This is a genomic window from Streptomyces sp. NPDC090119, from assembly GCF_044747085.1.
Lineage (GTDB): Bacteria > Actinomycetota > Actinomycetes > Streptomycetales > Streptomycetaceae > Streptomyces.
The window spans coordinates 251,112-265,979 of the sequence record NZ_JBIVDK010000004.1; the positions used below are offsets into that span (position 1 = coordinate 251,112).

A 14,868-nucleotide genomic window follows, 5' to 3' on the forward strand; every position below is an offset into this window, starting at 1 on the left:
GCGTCGATACAGATGGACATGGGACGGGGCCCCTTCCCTCGCGCACCGCGGAGCGAGCATGCGGTGACTACAGAGCTGTAGACGGTCTACAACACAGTAGACGATCCGGAAGGGTGAGACGTTCCCGACGGCGCGATCCCGCTTACCCGCGCCCGAGATGACCCCTCATGCGTCGTCGCGCCGCACGAGCCGGTAACCGGAACCGTTGCCCGACGTCCGGGGCCGGTGCTCCACAGTGCCGTTGGTCCGTGTCCTGCGGGGGCGGGCGCGACGCGCCGCCTCCATCAGCGCGACCAGCATGGGGGACGCTCTCCACAGCTGGCGGAGCTTGTGATCGCTGAGCCCCGCCATGGTGGCGGCCGCCTCCCAGGACGCGCCGTTCCGCAGGGCGAGTACGACGGTACGGATCGCCGCCGGTGTCCTCGCTCCCGGCTCAACTCCGTGTGCCGAGGCCAGAGATGAGGCCGCCCGCACCGCAGCGGCGAACTCCCGGTCCTTCTCCAGCCACTGCCGCAACAGGTGCTCGGGTACGCCCGCCCATACGGCGGCCGCGCTCGGCCCCAGTCCCTGGGCTGTGGCCCGGAGGACCTCGGCCATGTGCGCGAGACGTTCGTCCCGCGCACTCGGCAGCCCGCCGAGCGGGACGCGCAGGGTGCGTTCGATGTCCTCACCAGCCGCCAGCCAGGCCAGCACCCGCTCGGCCTGCGGCACGGCGGCGCGCACCGACTCGGCGACGGGCCTTCGGCTTTCGGGCATCGGCCCACTCCCTGGATGACGGCGGGGGCGCACGGACGGACGCCGTGCGGTGGCTACCGGCCCGCTTCCTGCTCGGCGGCGGGCTGCCGGGGCCGGGTCAGTGGGCGGGAACGCTCGGGGACGAGGAAGAGGGTCATCACCGGCACCAGATACAGCAGCCACACGACGACCTGGAGAACGGTCGGGTCGGGCTGGAAGTTGAAGACGCCCTTCAGCAGGGTGCCGTACCAGGAGTCGGGCGCGATGGTGCCGCTGATGTCGAAGGCGAGGCTGCGCAGTCCGGGCAGGAGGTCGCCTTCCTGGAGGTCGTGGATGCCGTACGCGAGGACGCCCGCGGCCACTAGGACGAGCATCGCGCCCGTCCAGCGGAAGAACTTGGCCAGGTCGATGCGCAGCGTCCCCTGGTAGAACAGCCAGCCCAGCACCACCGAGGTGGCGAGGCCGAGCAGGGCGCCGACGAGGGGGCGCACACCGTCGCCGCCGGCCTGGACGGCGGTCCAGATGAACAGGGACGTCTCCAGTCCCTCGCGGCCGACGGCGAAGAAGGAGGTGATCACCAGGGCGCCGGTGCCGAGGGCGAGCGCTGCGTCGAGCCTGCCCTGCAGTTCGCTCTTGAGGTGGCGGGCGCCGAACACGCCGGTTCCTTTCTCTCGCGGCTCACTTGGCCACGGCTGCGGCGAGCTTCGACAGCGGCTCGGCCAGCGCGTTGACCCCGTCCGACAGCTCCTTGCGCTTCGCCTCGGAGACCTGGTCGTACGACTTCCGCGCGCCCTCGAGGTTGGCCTTGAAGTCGACCAGGTCGGTGTGCGAGTAGCGCTCCTCCTCGCCGGTGACCTTGTTGCGGGCGACCTCGTCGAGGAGGCTCTTGGCGCCGTTGGCCATGGAGGTCGGCGTGATCTCGGCGGTGCCGACCTTCTTCACCCAGGCGTCCAGGTCCGTCAGCAGCCGACCGGCTCGGTGCGCTCCCACCCGATCCGGGAGGGGGCGTACAGCTTCTTCGCCTGGTCGAGGTCACCGGCCCGCACCGCGTCGGCGAACGCCTTCGCCCTCGGCAGGGTCTGCTCGGCCTGCGCCAGCACGTAGGAACGGTAGGCGGCGACCGCGGCGTCCGCCCGGGGACTGCGCCGGGCGGCCGTCGCGTCGCCGGTGAGCGTGACCTTCCGGCGGATGCCGTCGCCCTTCATGCCGGGCTTGCACGCGATCTCGTAGGCGCCCGCCTTGAGTTCGCTGACCAGCGTCGCCCTGGTGTCGGGGCCGATGTTCTCGCGCTCCGCCGCGATCCGGTCGTCCGGGAAGAGGACGTACACCTCGGTGACCTTGGAGCCCTTGTTCTCCAGGGCCAGGGTGACGTGCCCGGCCGCGATCTCGGTCCTGGACACCGCGCAGGTGGAGTCCGAGGCGGTCACCGTGATCGCGCCCTCGTCGCTCGCCGCCTTCTGGGTGCAGCCCGACAGGGTGGCCACGACAGCTGTCGCGGTGCCCGCGCCGAGGAGCAGGGGACGGGGTCTGGCGGGCATGGATGCCTCGATTCACACGCGTGGGCCGGTGGCACGGACGCACCCGTCCGGCCGCAGCGGAGTCTACATAGATGTAGACGGTGAGGAAAGGCTGCCCTTACTCCACGCGGTGAGGGGCCGTCAGTCGCCGGGTGACTCGCCCTGGGCGACCTCCACGTCCTGGTGCAGCCGGACGGCACCGGCCAGCGCGGATGCCCCGGCCGCCGTGCAGACGAGGAGCATGGCCAGCAGCGCCGGAGCCATCCGCCGCACGGGCGCGGGGGAGAGCAGCGCCCTCACTCGGGCCGGGACCGGACCGGTGGCGGCGCCGGGGGCCAGCGCGGGAGCGGCGGTGGACCTGCGGGCGCTGCTCGCCGCCAGGGCGGCACGCCCGACGGCCTGCGCCGCGGTGCCGCGGTCGCCGCAGCGCCGGGCCGCGGCTTCGTCGGCCGCCCGCTCGGCGGCGAACGAGATGTGGCCGGTGGCAGCGGCCAGAGCCGGATGGCACCAGGCGGCGAGCTGGGCGGCACCCAGGAAGAGGTGATGTCGGGCGGCCAGGTGAGCCCGCTCGTGCGCGAGCAGGGCCTCACGCTCCACGGGCCCCAGGGCGCGCAGCATGCCGGTGGTCACGACGATCCGGTCCGACCGGGCCGGTCCGCCCGGCAGCGCGAACGCGTCGGGACGGGGATCGTCCAGGACGCACAGCCCTCCCGCGTCCGGCAGACCGTGGACGAGCCGACGCACGGTGCGCAGGTGCGCCACCTCCGACGCGGCCCCGCGTACGACGCGGACGGCGGCCAGGGCGAGCGCGCCGGAGGAGAGCGCGGAGACCCCGAGGACCAGGGGGCGCGGGCCCGTGGTGAGCGGTCGGATCAGCTCCGCGAGCGCGGCCGCCGGAGGGAAGGCGAGGGCCGGCGGCAGCAGCAGGACGACGAGGCTCGCCAGGACTCCCACGGCGAGTGCGACCGTGGCGCAGGTGACCGTCCACAGCGCGGTCTCGGGCCGGACCCTCTCGACGGCGCGCCGCGCCAGCGGCGGCAGGACCCACGGGAGGACGAGGGGGATCAGCAGCAGAGTGATCAACGGCCGCCTCCGTCCAGCAGGCGCTTGAGCTCCGCCTCGTCGGCGGCGCTGAGTCCTTCGACGAACCTGGCCAGTACCGTACTGCGGTCGTCGTCCTGGTCCAGTTCCCGGTGCATGCGCTGCGCGGTCAAGCCGTGGGAGTCCTCCCGCGCGAAGTACAGGAAGCCGCGCCGACCCGGACTCCGTCCCACCGCCCCCTTCTCGAAGAGCCGCGCGAGGAGGGTCGCCACCGTGGTGCGGGCCAGCTCTTGCGGTATCGCGGCTCGCACATCGGCGGCCGACTGCGGCCCACCCGCCGCGCACAGGGCCGCCAGCACACTCGCCTCCAGCTCGCCGGCGGGTCTGCGCTCACCCACTGCCTCGGTCATGGAACCGTGCCCTTCTTCGAGTCGTCTACAGTGAAGTAGACCGACTACAGTCCTGTAGACGCAAGTGGATCGCTGCCTCGTTCCCGCAGAGGTCCCGGTCCGTCCGTGTCCGGTATACCCGACCGTCACCCTCGAAGGGGCCAGCGCCGATGACGCTCGCGCACCACGCAGCACCCCCGCTCCAACTCGCCGTGAACGTGCTCGACGCCCAGTCGCTGCTCGCCACCTTCGGCACGCTCGGTATCGCCGTGATCCTGTTCGCCGAGACCGGCCTGCTCATCGGATTCTTCCTGCCGGGCGACTCACTGCTGTTCACGGCCGGACTGCTGTGCGCCTCGGGCTCGGCCGGCGGCTCGGTCCACCTCTCCCTGGGCTGGGTCCTCGTCGCGGCCGCGACCGGCGCGCTCGCCGGAGCCCAGTTCGCCTATCTGCTCGGCCGTCGGGCCGGTCCGGCCCTGCTCAAGCGTACGAAGTCCCGCAGGATCGGCGAGGGCGCGGACCGGGCGGCGGACATCCTCGAACGGTACGGACACGCCAAGGCCATCGTGCTCGCCCGCTTCCTCCCGGTCGTGCGGACCGTGCTGAATCCGCTGGCGGGTGTTCTGGCCGTCCCGGCGCGCACCTTCGCCCTCTGGCAGGTCGTCGGTGGTCTGGTGTGGACCGTCGGCCTGGTGCTGGCGGGCTACGGCCTCGGCGCGTCGGTCCCCGACGTCGACCGCTATCTGCTGCCGATCATCGCCGTCGTCGTCATCGTGTCGCTCATCCCGGTCGGCCTGGAGCTCCTGCGCTCCCGCCGCTCCCGTGGTGCGAACGGGGGCGCGTGATGCACACCGCGACCACCACGCAGGCGTACGACGGCTCGGGCATCGACGGCGCGATCTACGTCGACGTGGTCGACACCGCGCACCACGCGCCGCCCTGGCTGGACCAGCTCGTCTCCGGCTACTCCACCTACGGGCTCGCCCTGTTCGCCGTCCTGATGCTGATCGGCTGGTGGCAGGCCCGCCACCGGGACGCGGCGCGGGCCGTGAAGGCGCTCGCCGCGCCCGCGCTCACCGTGCTGGCGTTCGTCGTCAGCACCGTGCTGAAGCAGGCGATCCGGGAGAACCGGCCCTGCCAGTCCCTGCACGTCATCACGCTGGAGGCGTGTCCCGCTCCCGGCGACTGGTCCTTCCCCAGCAACCACGCCACTCTGGCGGCCGCGGCGGCGGTGGCCCTGTGGTTCGTCAGCGCCCGCCTCGGCGCGATCGCCACGATCGGCGCGCTGGCGATGGCGGCCTCCCGCGTATGGGTCGGCGCCCACTATCCGCACGACATCGTCGCGGGCCTCGCCGTCGGAGCACTCGTCGCGGCACTGCTCGCCCTGGCCCTCTCCCGGTACGCCGACGCCCTGGCCACGCTGCTGGGCCGGGGACGCTGGCGTCCGCTGGTCGCGTCCTGAGGCCCGGCCGCTCTGGCGGGGCGGCCGGGCGAACTGCTCGGTGACGGCGGGTTCGTCCGGTGCGGCCGGGGTGTCGCGGACGTGCGGGTGGCGGCGGGCGGGGGGAGCGCGGACGCGTGGGCGGCGGCGGGCGGGGGAGTGCCGCCGCCCATGAACGGCCGGTGCGCAAGGTGTTGACGTGTGCACGCTTAGTGGCTTCCATGGGCTGAGTCCGGTCCCGACGCACGAGGCCCGCCCGACACGGGGCGCTCCGCTCGGACCGACGAGAGCCGTCGCGCCGGACACCCCTCCGCTCCACCGGCGCCCGAACTCCCTTCCGCCTGAAGGTGGGAGCGCTCCCACAGCTCTGGAGAGGTCTCCGATGCGACACCCGCACCCGCTCTTACGCCGCCTCCGGCACGCCCTGGTCGCCCTGCTGCTGGCGGTCTCCGCACTGATCCCGCTCACCGCCGTCTCCGCACAGGCCACCCCCGCGAGGGAGGCCGCCGCACCCGGCACCGGCCCCTGGCACACCAGTGGACGGCGCCTGCTCGACGCGCAGAACCAGCCGGTGCGCATGGCCGGGATCAACTGGTTCGGATTCGAGACGGCCAACTACGTGGCCCACGGCCTCTGGTCGCGCGACTACAAGTCCATGACGGACCAGATGAAGTCGCTCGGGTACAACACCATCCGACTGCCCTACAGCGACGACATCTTCAAGGGCACCACCCCGAACGGCATCTCGTACGCGAACGGTCTCAACGCCGACCTCGAGGGCCTGAACTCCCTCCAGGTCATGGACAAGATCGTCGACTACGCGGGCTCGATCGGCCTGAAGGTGGTCCTCGACCGGCACCGGCCCGACTCGTCGGCGCAGTCGGCGCTCTGGTACACCTCCGCCGTCCCGGAGAGCACCTGGATCAGTCACCTCAAGGCGCTGGCCACCCGCTACCGGGGCAACTCGGCCGTGGTCGGCATCGACCTCCACAACGAACCCCACGACCCGGCCTGTTGGGGTTGCGGCGACCAGGCCACCGACTGGCGCCTCGCCGCCGAACGGGCCGGGAACGCGGTGCTGGCGGCCAACCCCGACCTGCTGATCTTCGTGGAGGGCGTACAGACGGTCGGCGGAAAGAGCTACTGGTGGGGCGGCAACCTGGCCGGTGCCGCCACCGCACCGGTACGGCTGAACGTCCCGAACCGCCTGGTGTACTCCGCGCACGACTACGCCACCAGCGTCGCCCAGCAGCCCTGGTTCAGCGACCCGTCGTTCCCGGCGAACATGCCCGCCATCTGGGACGAGCACTGGGGCTACCTCGTCAAGCAGAACACCGCGCCGGTGCTGCTCGGCGAGTTCGGCACCACCCTGCAGGCAGCGGTGGACCAGAAGTGGCTTGCCGCCCTCGTCGACTACCTGCGCCCCACCAGCACGGCGGGCGCCGACAGCTTCCAGTGGACGTTCTGGTCGTGGAACCCCAACTCCGGTGACACCGGCGGCATCTTGAAGGACGACTGGCAGAGCGTGGACACCGTCAAGGACGGCTACCTCGCGAGCATCAAGGCCCCCGGTTTCGGTGCGGGCGGCTCGGGCGGCGGGGGCGACACCACGGCACCCTCCGTGCCGACCGGGCTGACCGTGACCGGCGCGACGGCGTCCTCGCTCTCGCTGAGCTGGTCGGCGTCCACCGACGACACCGGCGTGACCGGGTACGACGTGTACCGGGGCACCGCCAAGGCCGGTTCGGTCACCGGCACCTCGTTCACCGACACCGGGCTCAGCGCGGGCACGAGGTACGGCTACACCGTGCGGGCGCGGGACGCGGCGGGCAACACCTCCGCCGCCTCGGCACCGGTGACCGCGAAGACCTCCGGCTCCGGCGGGGGAGACGCGGGCTGCACGGCGACGTACAAGGTGAGCAGCGACTGGGGCAGCGGCTTCAACGCCGATGTCACCGTGAAGAACACCGGCAGCACGGCGACGAAGGGCTGGCGCGTCACCTGGACCTGGGAGGGCCCGCAGACCATCAGCGGGATGTGGAACGCCTCCTACACCCAGACCGGGAAGGCGGTGACGGTCACCGACGCCGGTCACAACGGAGCGCTCGCTCCCGGCGCGACCGCGTCGTTCGGCTTCGGCGCGGCCCCGGGGGGTGCCGCCGCACCGGCCCTGACCTGCCGGACGAGCTGAGCCCCGGTCACGCGTGAGCCGACCGGACCCCGGGGACCGGTCGGCTCACCCGGCATGCGCCGACCAGTGCCGGGCCGCCGGACTATTGACAAATCATTCAGTGGATCAGAGTCTGCATACCCATATGCAGAGCGGGTGGACCGGCGCGCGGAGGGCAGACGATGACCAGGGCAGGTCGTACCGACCACATGGACGCGCGCACCACGGGCAGCCCCGGCGGGTCAGACGGCATCATCGAGCGGCACTCCATCGACGTGGTGCCGGACAGTGAGCGACACGGCCGGGCGTTCAGCCAGTTCACGCTCTGGCTCGGTGCGAACCTGCAGATCACCGCCATCGTCACCGGCGCCCTGGCCGTCGTCTTCGGCGGCGACGTCGTCTGGTCGCTCGTGGGGCTCGTCGCGGGCAACCTGCTGGGCGGCGCCGTCATGGCACTGCACTCCGCGCAGGGTCCGAGGCTCGGACTCCCGCAGATGATCCAGTCGCGGGCCCAGTTCGGCGTCCGGGGCGCCGCCGTGCCGCTGCTCCTGGTCATCCTGATGTACGTCGGGTTCTTCGCGAGCGGCAGCGTGCTCGCCGGACAGGCCACCGCCCGCCTCACCCACACCGACGACACCACGGGCATCGTCGCCTTCGCCGTGCTGACCGCCGTCGTGGCCACGATCGGCTACCGCGTCATCCACGGCCTGGGCCGCGTCGCGAGCGCTGTCTGCGCCGTCGCCTTCGTCTTCCTGGGCGTCCGGCTGCTCGACCGCGTCGACGTGGGCGCGCTGCTCGGCGACGCCCACTTCTCCCTGCCGATGTTCCTGCTGGCCATGTCGCTCTCCGCGTCCTGGCAGCTCGCCTTCGGCCCGTACGTCGCCGACTACTCGCGCTACCTGCCGCGCACGACCAGCGCCAAGGCGACATTCTGGTGGACGCTGTCCGGCTCGGCGCTCGGCTCCCAGTGGTCCATGACGTTCGGCGTGCTGGTGGCGGCGAGCGCGGGGGAGCGGTTCCTCGACGACCAGGTTGGTTACGTCGTCTCGCTCGGCGGCGCCGGGGCGGCCGCGTCGCTCCTGTACTTCGTCATCGCCCTGGGCAAGCTCACCATCAACGTCCTCAACACCTACGGCGGTTTCATCTCCATGGTCACGGGGATCAGCGGCTTCCGTGGCCGACGGACGCTGTCGCCGCGCGGCCGGGCCGCGTACATCGCCGTGATCATGGTGACCGGCACCGCGCTGGCCCTGCTGGGCAAGGACAGCTTCCTGGTCTCGTTCAAGGACTTCCTGCTGTTCCTGCTGACCTTCTTCACGCCCTGGTCGGCCATCAACCTCGTCGACTACTACCTGATCTCCCGCGAGCGCTACGACATCCCCGCCCTCTTCGCCCCCCACGGCCGCTACGGCGCCTGGCGCGCCGACGCCCTGATCGTCTACGCGGTCGGCGTCCTGGCCCAACTCCCCTTCCTGGCAACGTCCTTCTACACCGGCCCCCTCGTCGCATCCCTCGGCGGCGCGGACATCTCCTGGATCATCGGCCTCGCCGTACCGGCCACGCTGTACTGGCTGGTGGCGAGGTCCGGCGCCTCCGCCGAGGGCGTCACTCCGGGGGCGGGCCGTCGCGTACCTGTCCCGACCCGCCGCGACTAGCGAGGGTCCCGGCCCTCGGAAATGTCGACCATGCGGTCGACGGCCCGCTGCATGTAGCGCTGCCACAAGGGTTTGAACGGGCCGCCCAGGACCCATCCACGCCCGTGGCGGGGCTTGAACTCGTAGGTCCACCGGATGTTGGTCCCCGTGCCGTCGGGCAGGAACGAGAACTCTCCGCGGACGCCCTGTGCCAGGCTGTTGAGCACGTTGGTGAACCCGGTGAGTTCGTAGGCGAAGCCGTGCGGGGCCGTGTACTCGGTCAGTCGCTCGGTGACGTGGGACCCGTCGGTGAAGTGCGGCTCCCGGGCCACCCCGGCGTGATCCCAGGTGTCGTGCTGGCCCTCGATGTGGCTGACGCCGGGGAAGAAGCGGTCCGCCTTGAACACCAGGGAAAGATCGATCGGCGCGATGACGGAGAACGCGGTCTCGGGGGAGACCGATGTTCTCGCGAACACGGTGATGGACACTGTCCGGTCGGTGCGTGTGATCAGCATGAGTCAAGAATCCGCCGGTGTCGGTCCGGCAACCAGGACCCAACGAACCTGGTATCGCCGGTACATGGATACGTTCCTACTCGGGGAGGGCTACCACCCGGTTCTGGTAGGCCCAGACGACCGCTTGGAGACGTGAGGCCGCGCCGAGCTTGGGCAGCATCCGGGCGAGGTGGGACTTCACCGTGGACGGTTCGATACACAGCTCGGACGCGATGTCGCTGTTGCTCATGCCCTGCGCGAGCAGCCGCAGGATGTCGAGTTCGCGCAGGGTCAGGATGCCGTCGGCCACCGCGTCCTCCCGTACGGTGACGGGCCGCGCCGGGCGGTGCGCGACGAACGCGCGCAGGACACGCCGGGTCAGTCCCTGATCGATCATGCCGCGGCCCAGGGCGACCTGGCGGATGGCGTGGGCGATGACGTCCGGGTCGGAGTCCTTGAGCAGGAACCCCGCGGCGCCCGCCTCCAGCGCACCGAAGACGTACTCGTCCAGGTCGAAGGTGGTGAGCATGAGCACCTCGACCTGGTCGTGCTGCACGGCGCGCGCGACGTCCACGCCGTTCATCCGCGGCATGCGGATGTCGAGGCACGCCACGTCCGGGCGCTGTTGCCGGATCAGCCGCAGCGCCTCCGCCCCGTCCTCGGCGACGCCGACGACTTCGATGCCGTCCTCGGTGGCGAGAAGCGCGGCGAGTCCCTTCCGCACGAGCGGCTGGTCATCGGCGATCACCACGCGGATTCCCGTGGTCACGGGCTCACCCCTTCCGTCAGGCGCCGTTCGCGCGGCAGCTCCAGCGTGACCTGCCATCCGCCGCCGGGCGTCGGCCCGTAGTCGACGCCCGCCCCCACGAGGGCGGCCCGCTCGCGCATACCGATCAGGCCGAAGCCCCCGCGCTCGGAGGCGGGGACAGGACCCGGGGCGCGGTCGTTGCGGACGGTGATGGCGACGCGGTCGTTACCGGTGCCGTCGAGCACGACGGAGCATCGTGCGCCGGGCGCGTGCAGGGACGCGTTCGCCAGAGCTTCCTGGACCATGTGGTAGCCGACCACCTGGGCGAGGGCGGAGACCCCGGCGCCCAGGTCGGCACCGTCCGGCCGGACGGTGAGAGCGATGCCGTGACCGTCCGCGCGCCGTGGTTCGAGCAGGTCGGGGATCGCCCGGAGCGACCGCTCGGCGAGCGGTGCCATGTGGTCGTCGCGCAGCAGCCCGACCATTCTGCGGAGGTCGGCGAGGACGGCCATGCTCTGGGCACGGATGTCGTCCGCCGACTCCCGCGCGGCGGGCCGGTCGTCGACCTGCCGCCCCAGGGCGGCCGCGAGCATGGCGATGCCGGAGAGGTGGTGGGCGGCGATGTCGTGCAGATCGCGGGCGAGGGCGATCCGCTCGGCGGCGATCGCCGAGGCGACCAGGGCCTCCCTCTCACCCGACAGCGCGGCGATCTCCCGCTGGTGGGCCGCGCGCACCTCACGTCTGCCGACGACGACAAGGGCGATGAGCAGCGGAACCCCCACCACGATGAGGCCCTGACCGACGCCCAGGCCCAGCGCGGCGAGCGGACCCGCCGTGCCGGAACGTACGGCGTTCACGGCGGTGGCTGCCGTGACTCCGGCGAACAGTGCCGCCGCCGTCCCGTTTCGCAGTCGGTGACCGGTCGTCACGGCGATCAGATAGGCAGCGGCGATCTCGGGCACCGCGGTCACGCTGACGAGGTCGCCGGGCGCGACACCGGCGAGCAGAAGCGCGGTGAGGACGACCACCGCCGTGGCGGTACGAGGCTTCCGCGTGCTCAGCGCGACGGCGCCCGACTGCACCGCCACGGCGACGAGGATCGCGCACCACGCGGCGGAACCGACGGCGGAAACGGTGCTGGAACTGCCCGGCAGCTCGGCGACGGGCGGCACGGCCAGCAGGATCGCGACGCCGAGGACGAGGCAGCAGACCCCCGCGACCACGGCGCCGCCCCGCGCTTCCCGCCCGGCCACGCTCCGCGAAGTGGTCATCATCGGGAGTGTAGGGGAGCGCCGTGACGCTCGACCTCGACCGACTGTTCCACCGGCGCCGGGTGACCGAGCCGCCCCCGGGTGAGCGTGATGATCGCGAGCGCCGCCACCACGGACCCCACGGACATGACCGGGATGGCGACGGTGGCGAGGCCGGGGAAGATGTCCGCCCAGAGCACGGAGACGAAGGTGTTGACGCTGACGTGCATGAGCATCGACAGGGGCAGCGACTCGTTCGTGCGGTTGAACATCCACGACATGACGACGTTGAACGACACGCAGAACACGGTGAAGGCGAGCAGCCCCGCCCAACCCCGATTGCCCTCCGCCCAGTCCGTGAGGAAGAGGGGGTAGTGCCAGACCGTCCACACCGGTCCGAGGATCGCGGCGGACACGAGTGGCGAGTACCGCCGCTGCAGCCTGCTCAAGGCGAAGTCCCGCCAGCCGGGCTCCTCGGCGAGCCCCGTCGTGACCAACTGGAGCACGAGGACCGGGAGATACGCGCCGAGCAGGGACGGCGCCGAGATCCGGCCGCCGGAGAAGACCGTTCCGACGACCATCAGTCCCGCGGGAACGGCCAGCAGCGCGACGGCGTACCAGCGCGCGCCGACCCGCCACCGGAACAGCCGCCCCGCCCAGGCGCGCAGCCCGGCGCAACCGTCGACGACAGCGGTGACGATGAGGGCCGAGCCGATCGGACCGAGGTACGCGCCGGGCAGCACACCGACGAGCTGAGTGGTCCCGAGGACGGCCGGGTAATCGACGTCGATGATGCCCAGACCCTGGTTGGAGAGGATGTAGTTCACCCAGCCGAGCCAGCTGAGCGTGCAGGCGAGCGCGAAGAAGGCGGCCAGTGGATGCGATCGGATGAGCGAGGACATCTGTGCGTTCCTCCCGGACGGTGGTGAGCGACCATCCGAAGGTAGGGACCGCACCGCTCCGGCTTCGAGCGCCGTTCCGCCGAACCTCGGCGCCTACAACTTTCGATGCAACAAGGGGCGTTGGAGGCGCTGGAGGGTTACGCTCGACACCCTTTCCGAAGGGCTCGCCATGTCAGACCTGGTGGAACTGTCCGAGTTGCGGGTACGGCGCGAGCGGTGGATCGACGCGCCCCCGCAGACCGTGTACGACCTGATCAGCGACGTGACGGCATCCCCCGCGTGGACACCCGACCTGGTCTCCGCGACATACGAGACCGAGGGTGCGCCGCGGGTGGGCTCATGGTTCACGGCCGTCAACGCGGATGTGCGGCACGACCACGAGTGGGTGACCCGGTCACGCGTCCACGCGGCTGAGGCCGGACGTGAATTCGCCTGGTACGTCGTCGTCCAGGGCGCGGACGCCACCCTGTGGCACTACCGCCTCCGACCCCAGGACGGAGGCACCCTCGTGACCGAGACCTGGCAGGTCGAACGCCTCTTCCCGGTCATGGGTGAGAGCCGGGAGGAACTCCTCGACCTGAAAGCGCACAACACCGCAGGCATGGAGGCGACTCTGGACTCCCTCGCCGAGGTGGCCACCGCGCGTGCGCGCTGAGTCCGAGGACGATGCCGGTCGATGCGGCTCCCTGGCGGAAACGGTCGGTCCGCCGGTCATCTGGCGGTGGCGCCCAGCAGGAGGTCGAAGGCGTCGTTCGCCTCGCGGAGCAGCGCCGTCGCGTCGTGGCCGCCGAGGCGCCACGCCGCCTGGTAGCAGGCGAGGGTCAACTGGGCGGCGAGGACGGCGGTGGCGGGCGGGGCGCCATGGTCGAGCAGGTGTTTCTCGAGGAGGTCGGCGTAGTGCCGGGTCTTGCGGGTGTGCCGGTCTTCGAGCTCGGGGTGCTGCGTGACCAGACGGTGGTACACCGCGTGGTGGCCGGGGTCGCGGGCGGCCTCGGTGCAGAGGGCGAGCAGCAGCCGCCGAGATGTGGCGAGTGCCTGCGCGAGATCCTTGAGCGGCTCGGCGGGCGCCTCGCGCATGGCCGCGGTGAGCGCGCCCAGGAAGTCGTCCTCGGTGGAGAAGACGACTTCCTGCTTGTCGCCGAAGTAGCGGAAGAAGGTGGTGCGGCCGATCTCGGCCCGCTGGGCGATCTCGTCCACGGTGACGACGTCGAACCCCCGCTCCATGAAGAGCGCGAAGGCCGTCTCGATGATCCGTTCCCGGGTCCGGCGGCGTTTACGGTCCCGCAAGGACTCCACCGGAAACTCGTTCACGCTCATCCGGCCAGGATATCCGCCCCTTCCACCCGCCGGTCGGCGTCGACGAGGCGGGCGGCCTCGCGCCACAGCTCCTCCTCGCGGGCCTCGTCGTACGACTCCGGCGACGACGGGACGTCGCGGCCGCGATCGAGGTAGGAGCCGGTCCGGGCGGTCAGCCCGGTCAGGATCGTCTCGGCGAGCCGGGCGCCCGCCTGCCGCGGCGTCATGCCCCGGCCGAGGAACCGCTGAAGCTGGAAGAACCCGTTGAGCACGCCCCGCACGGGCCCCGGGGCGTGGCGGAAGAAATCGGTGCCCGCGACGAGCGCCGGGTTGTAGGAGTAGACGCCGACGGTGTCGGGCAGGCGGCGGGCCAGCGCGTGGGTCAGGTAGATGACGCCGAGTTTGCTGGTCGCGTACGCCCGTCCGGCCTCCCGCGATCCACCGGCACGGGGCGTGGCCAGTCGGTCCGGCGTCTCCCAGCGCGGCGGCGGTGTGGCGCCGAGGGTGTGGCGGAACTGCCCGAAGTGGCAGTCGCTCGAGGTGAGCACGATCCAGCCCGGACCGGTGAACCGGGGCAGCAGCTCCCGGACGAGCAGGTAGTGGGACAGCACATTGACCCCGAAGGTCATCTCGTACCCGTCCGTGGTGCGGTTCTGGGTCGTCGTGAGCGTCAGGCCGGCGTTGCCGAGGTAGCCACCCAGGGGCGGGAGGCGTCCGGTGTCGAGCCCGCGCAGGATCTCTGCCACCGCTCGCCTGATCTCGGCGAGCGAAGCGAGGTCACAGTCCACGCCGGTGACCCCGGTAGCGCCGGTGGCCTGGGCGAGTTCCACGGCGAGGCGTTCGCCGCCCCGGCGTGCCAGCACGACGTAGTGGTCCTGCGGCCGTTCCCGCATCAGCGACTCGACGGCCTCGCGGCCGAAACCGCGGGTCACTCCGGTCAACACGATCGTCCGGCTGCCCATGGCAGGCTCCTTCGGTACCGAGTTCCATGTGGTACTCAGTACCGTAACATGGTGAGTCGGTGGCCAGGTGGGGTCGACCGAGACGCCTGTCGTGACGAGGGTGGTGAGGCTGGTTTCGAGGGTCTGCATGCCATCGCCGAGGGGCGGGATGTCGGGGTCCTCGCGCAGGGCCCGACCGCAGTGCGGCGGCGAACGAGTCGGTGTCGGTGCCGACCTCACGCCGGCTGACCGCCGAGCGCTTGTGCCGGTGCGGATACTCGATCAGGTCCTCGGCGGTGGGGATGTGCGG

The 14,868-nt window shown here is 71.5% G+C and carries 14 protein-coding genes and 2 pseudogenes; 5 read left to right on the plus strand and 11 right to left on the minus strand.

Annotated features, from left to right (window positions below):
• Window positions 1–165 precede the first annotated feature (165 nt).
• From ACIPPM_RS18960 to ACIPPM_RS18980, 5 genes and pseudogenes are all read right to left on the minus strand, one after another.
• Window positions 166–756 carry a hypothetical protein gene (locus ACIPPM_RS18960; protein ID WP_401448996.1) on the minus strand — a complete coding sequence of 197 codons (591 nt, stop codon included), beginning with the start codon at window positions 754–756 and terminating at the stop codon, window positions 166–168.
• 53 nt (window positions 757–809) lie between these two features.
• Window positions 810–1,382, minus strand: a pseudogene (locus ACIPPM_RS18965) (FTR1 family protein); the annotation flags it as partial.
• Window positions 1,383–1,413: 31 nt separating this feature from the next.
• A pseudogene (locus tag ACIPPM_RS18970) lies at window positions 1,414–2,273 on the minus strand (imelysin family protein).
• Window positions 2,274–2,393: 120 nt separating this feature from the next.
• Window positions 2,394–3,335, minus strand: a complete 942-nt coding sequence (locus ACIPPM_RS18975; RefSeq protein WP_401448999.1) for a M48 family metalloprotease — start codon at window positions 3,333–3,335, stop codon at window positions 2,394–2,396.
• Window positions 3,332–3,703: a BlaI/MecI/CopY family transcriptional regulator gene (locus tag ACIPPM_RS18980; RefSeq protein WP_401449002.1), complete on the minus strand. Its 372-nt coding sequence runs from the start codon at window positions 3,701–3,703 to the stop codon at window positions 3,332–3,334. Before ACIPPM_RS18980 ends, ACIPPM_RS18975 begins: the two co-directional genes overlap by 4 nt.
• A gap of 149 nt (window positions 3,704–3,852) precedes the next feature.
• On the opposite strand from ACIPPM_RS18980, the gene ACIPPM_RS18985 reads away from it, so the two are divergent.
• The 4 genes from ACIPPM_RS18985 (at window position 3,853) to ACIPPM_RS19000 (ending at window position 8,948) form a co-directional block, all read left to right on the plus strand.
• Window positions 3,853–4,527, plus strand: a complete 675-nt coding sequence (locus ACIPPM_RS18985) for a DedA family protein (protein ID WP_401449005.1) — start codon at window positions 3,853–3,855, stop codon at window positions 4,525–4,527.
• On the plus strand, window positions 4,527–5,144 hold the full coding sequence (locus ACIPPM_RS18990) for a phosphatase PAP2 family protein (RefSeq protein ID WP_401449008.1): 618 nt from the start codon (window positions 4,527–4,529) through the stop codon (window positions 5,142–5,144). The genes ACIPPM_RS18985 and ACIPPM_RS18990 overlap by 1 nt, the downstream gene beginning before the upstream one ends.
• A gap of 361 nt (window positions 5,145–5,505) precedes the next feature.
• Complete coding sequence (locus ACIPPM_RS18995) at window positions 5,506–7,314, plus strand: cellulase family glycosylhydrolase (RefSeq protein ID WP_401449011.1); 1,809 nt, start codon at window positions 5,506–5,508, stop codon at window positions 7,312–7,314.
• Between the two features lie 188 nt (window positions 7,315–7,502).
• A complete protein-coding gene (locus ACIPPM_RS19000) occupies window positions 7,503–8,948 on the plus strand; it encodes a purine-cytosine permease family protein (RefSeq protein WP_401450108.1) in 1,446 nt (481 codons plus the stop codon).
• On the opposite strand, the gene ACIPPM_RS19005 is transcribed toward ACIPPM_RS19000, so the two are convergent.
• The 4 genes from ACIPPM_RS19005 to ACIPPM_RS19020 all read right to left on the minus strand — a co-directional run bounded on the left by ACIPPM_RS19005 (window position 8,945) and on the right by ACIPPM_RS19020 (window position 12,321).
• Window positions 8,945–9,442 carry an SRPBCC family protein gene (locus ACIPPM_RS19005; protein ID WP_401449014.1) on the minus strand — a complete coding sequence of 166 codons (498 nt, stop codon included), beginning with the start codon at window positions 9,440–9,442 and terminating at the stop codon, window positions 8,945–8,947. The two genes, ACIPPM_RS19000 and ACIPPM_RS19005, sit on opposite strands and share 4 nt — an antisense overlap.
• 76 nt (window positions 9,443–9,518) lie before the next feature.
• A complete protein-coding gene (locus ACIPPM_RS19010) occupies window positions 9,519–10,190 on the minus strand; it encodes a response regulator (protein WP_401449016.1) in 672 nt (223 codons plus the stop codon).
• Window positions 10,187–11,440 carry a sensor histidine kinase gene (locus tag ACIPPM_RS19015; RefSeq protein ID WP_401449018.1) on the minus strand — a complete coding sequence of 418 codons (1,254 nt, stop codon included), beginning with the start codon at window positions 11,438–11,440 and terminating at the stop codon, window positions 10,187–10,189. Before ACIPPM_RS19015 ends, ACIPPM_RS19010 begins: the two co-directional genes overlap by 4 nt.
• Window positions 11,440–12,321, minus strand: a complete 882-nt coding sequence (locus ACIPPM_RS19020) for a CPBP family intramembrane glutamic endopeptidase (protein WP_401449021.1) — start codon at window positions 12,319–12,321, stop codon at window positions 11,440–11,442. The genes ACIPPM_RS19015 and ACIPPM_RS19020 overlap by 1 nt, the downstream gene beginning before the upstream one ends.
• Before the next feature lie 169 nt (window positions 12,322–12,490).
• Here ACIPPM_RS19020 and ACIPPM_RS19025 point away from each other — a divergent pair, with 169 nt between their 5' ends.
• The gene (locus ACIPPM_RS19025; RefSeq protein WP_401449024.1) at window positions 12,491–12,976 is read left to right on the plus strand and encodes an SRPBCC family protein; all 486 of its coding nucleotides are present in this window, start codon (window positions 12,491–12,493) and stop codon (window positions 12,974–12,976) included.
• Window positions 12,977–13,032: 56 nt separating this feature from the next.
• On the opposite strand, the gene ACIPPM_RS19030 is transcribed toward ACIPPM_RS19025, so the two are convergent.
• Both ACIPPM_RS19030 and ACIPPM_RS19035 read right to left on the minus strand, forming a co-directional pair.
• Window positions 13,033–13,638 (minus strand): TetR family transcriptional regulator, encoded by a 606-nt coding sequence (locus ACIPPM_RS19030; RefSeq protein ID WP_401449026.1) that lies wholly within the window; start codon window positions 13,636–13,638, stop codon window positions 13,033–13,035.
• Window positions 13,635–14,579 (minus strand): SDR family NAD(P)-dependent oxidoreductase, encoded by a 945-nt coding sequence (locus ACIPPM_RS19035; protein WP_401449029.1) that lies wholly within the window; start codon window positions 14,577–14,579, stop codon window positions 13,635–13,637. Before ACIPPM_RS19035 ends, ACIPPM_RS19030 begins: the two co-directional genes overlap by 4 nt.
• Window positions 14,580–14,868: the final 289 nt, after the last annotated feature.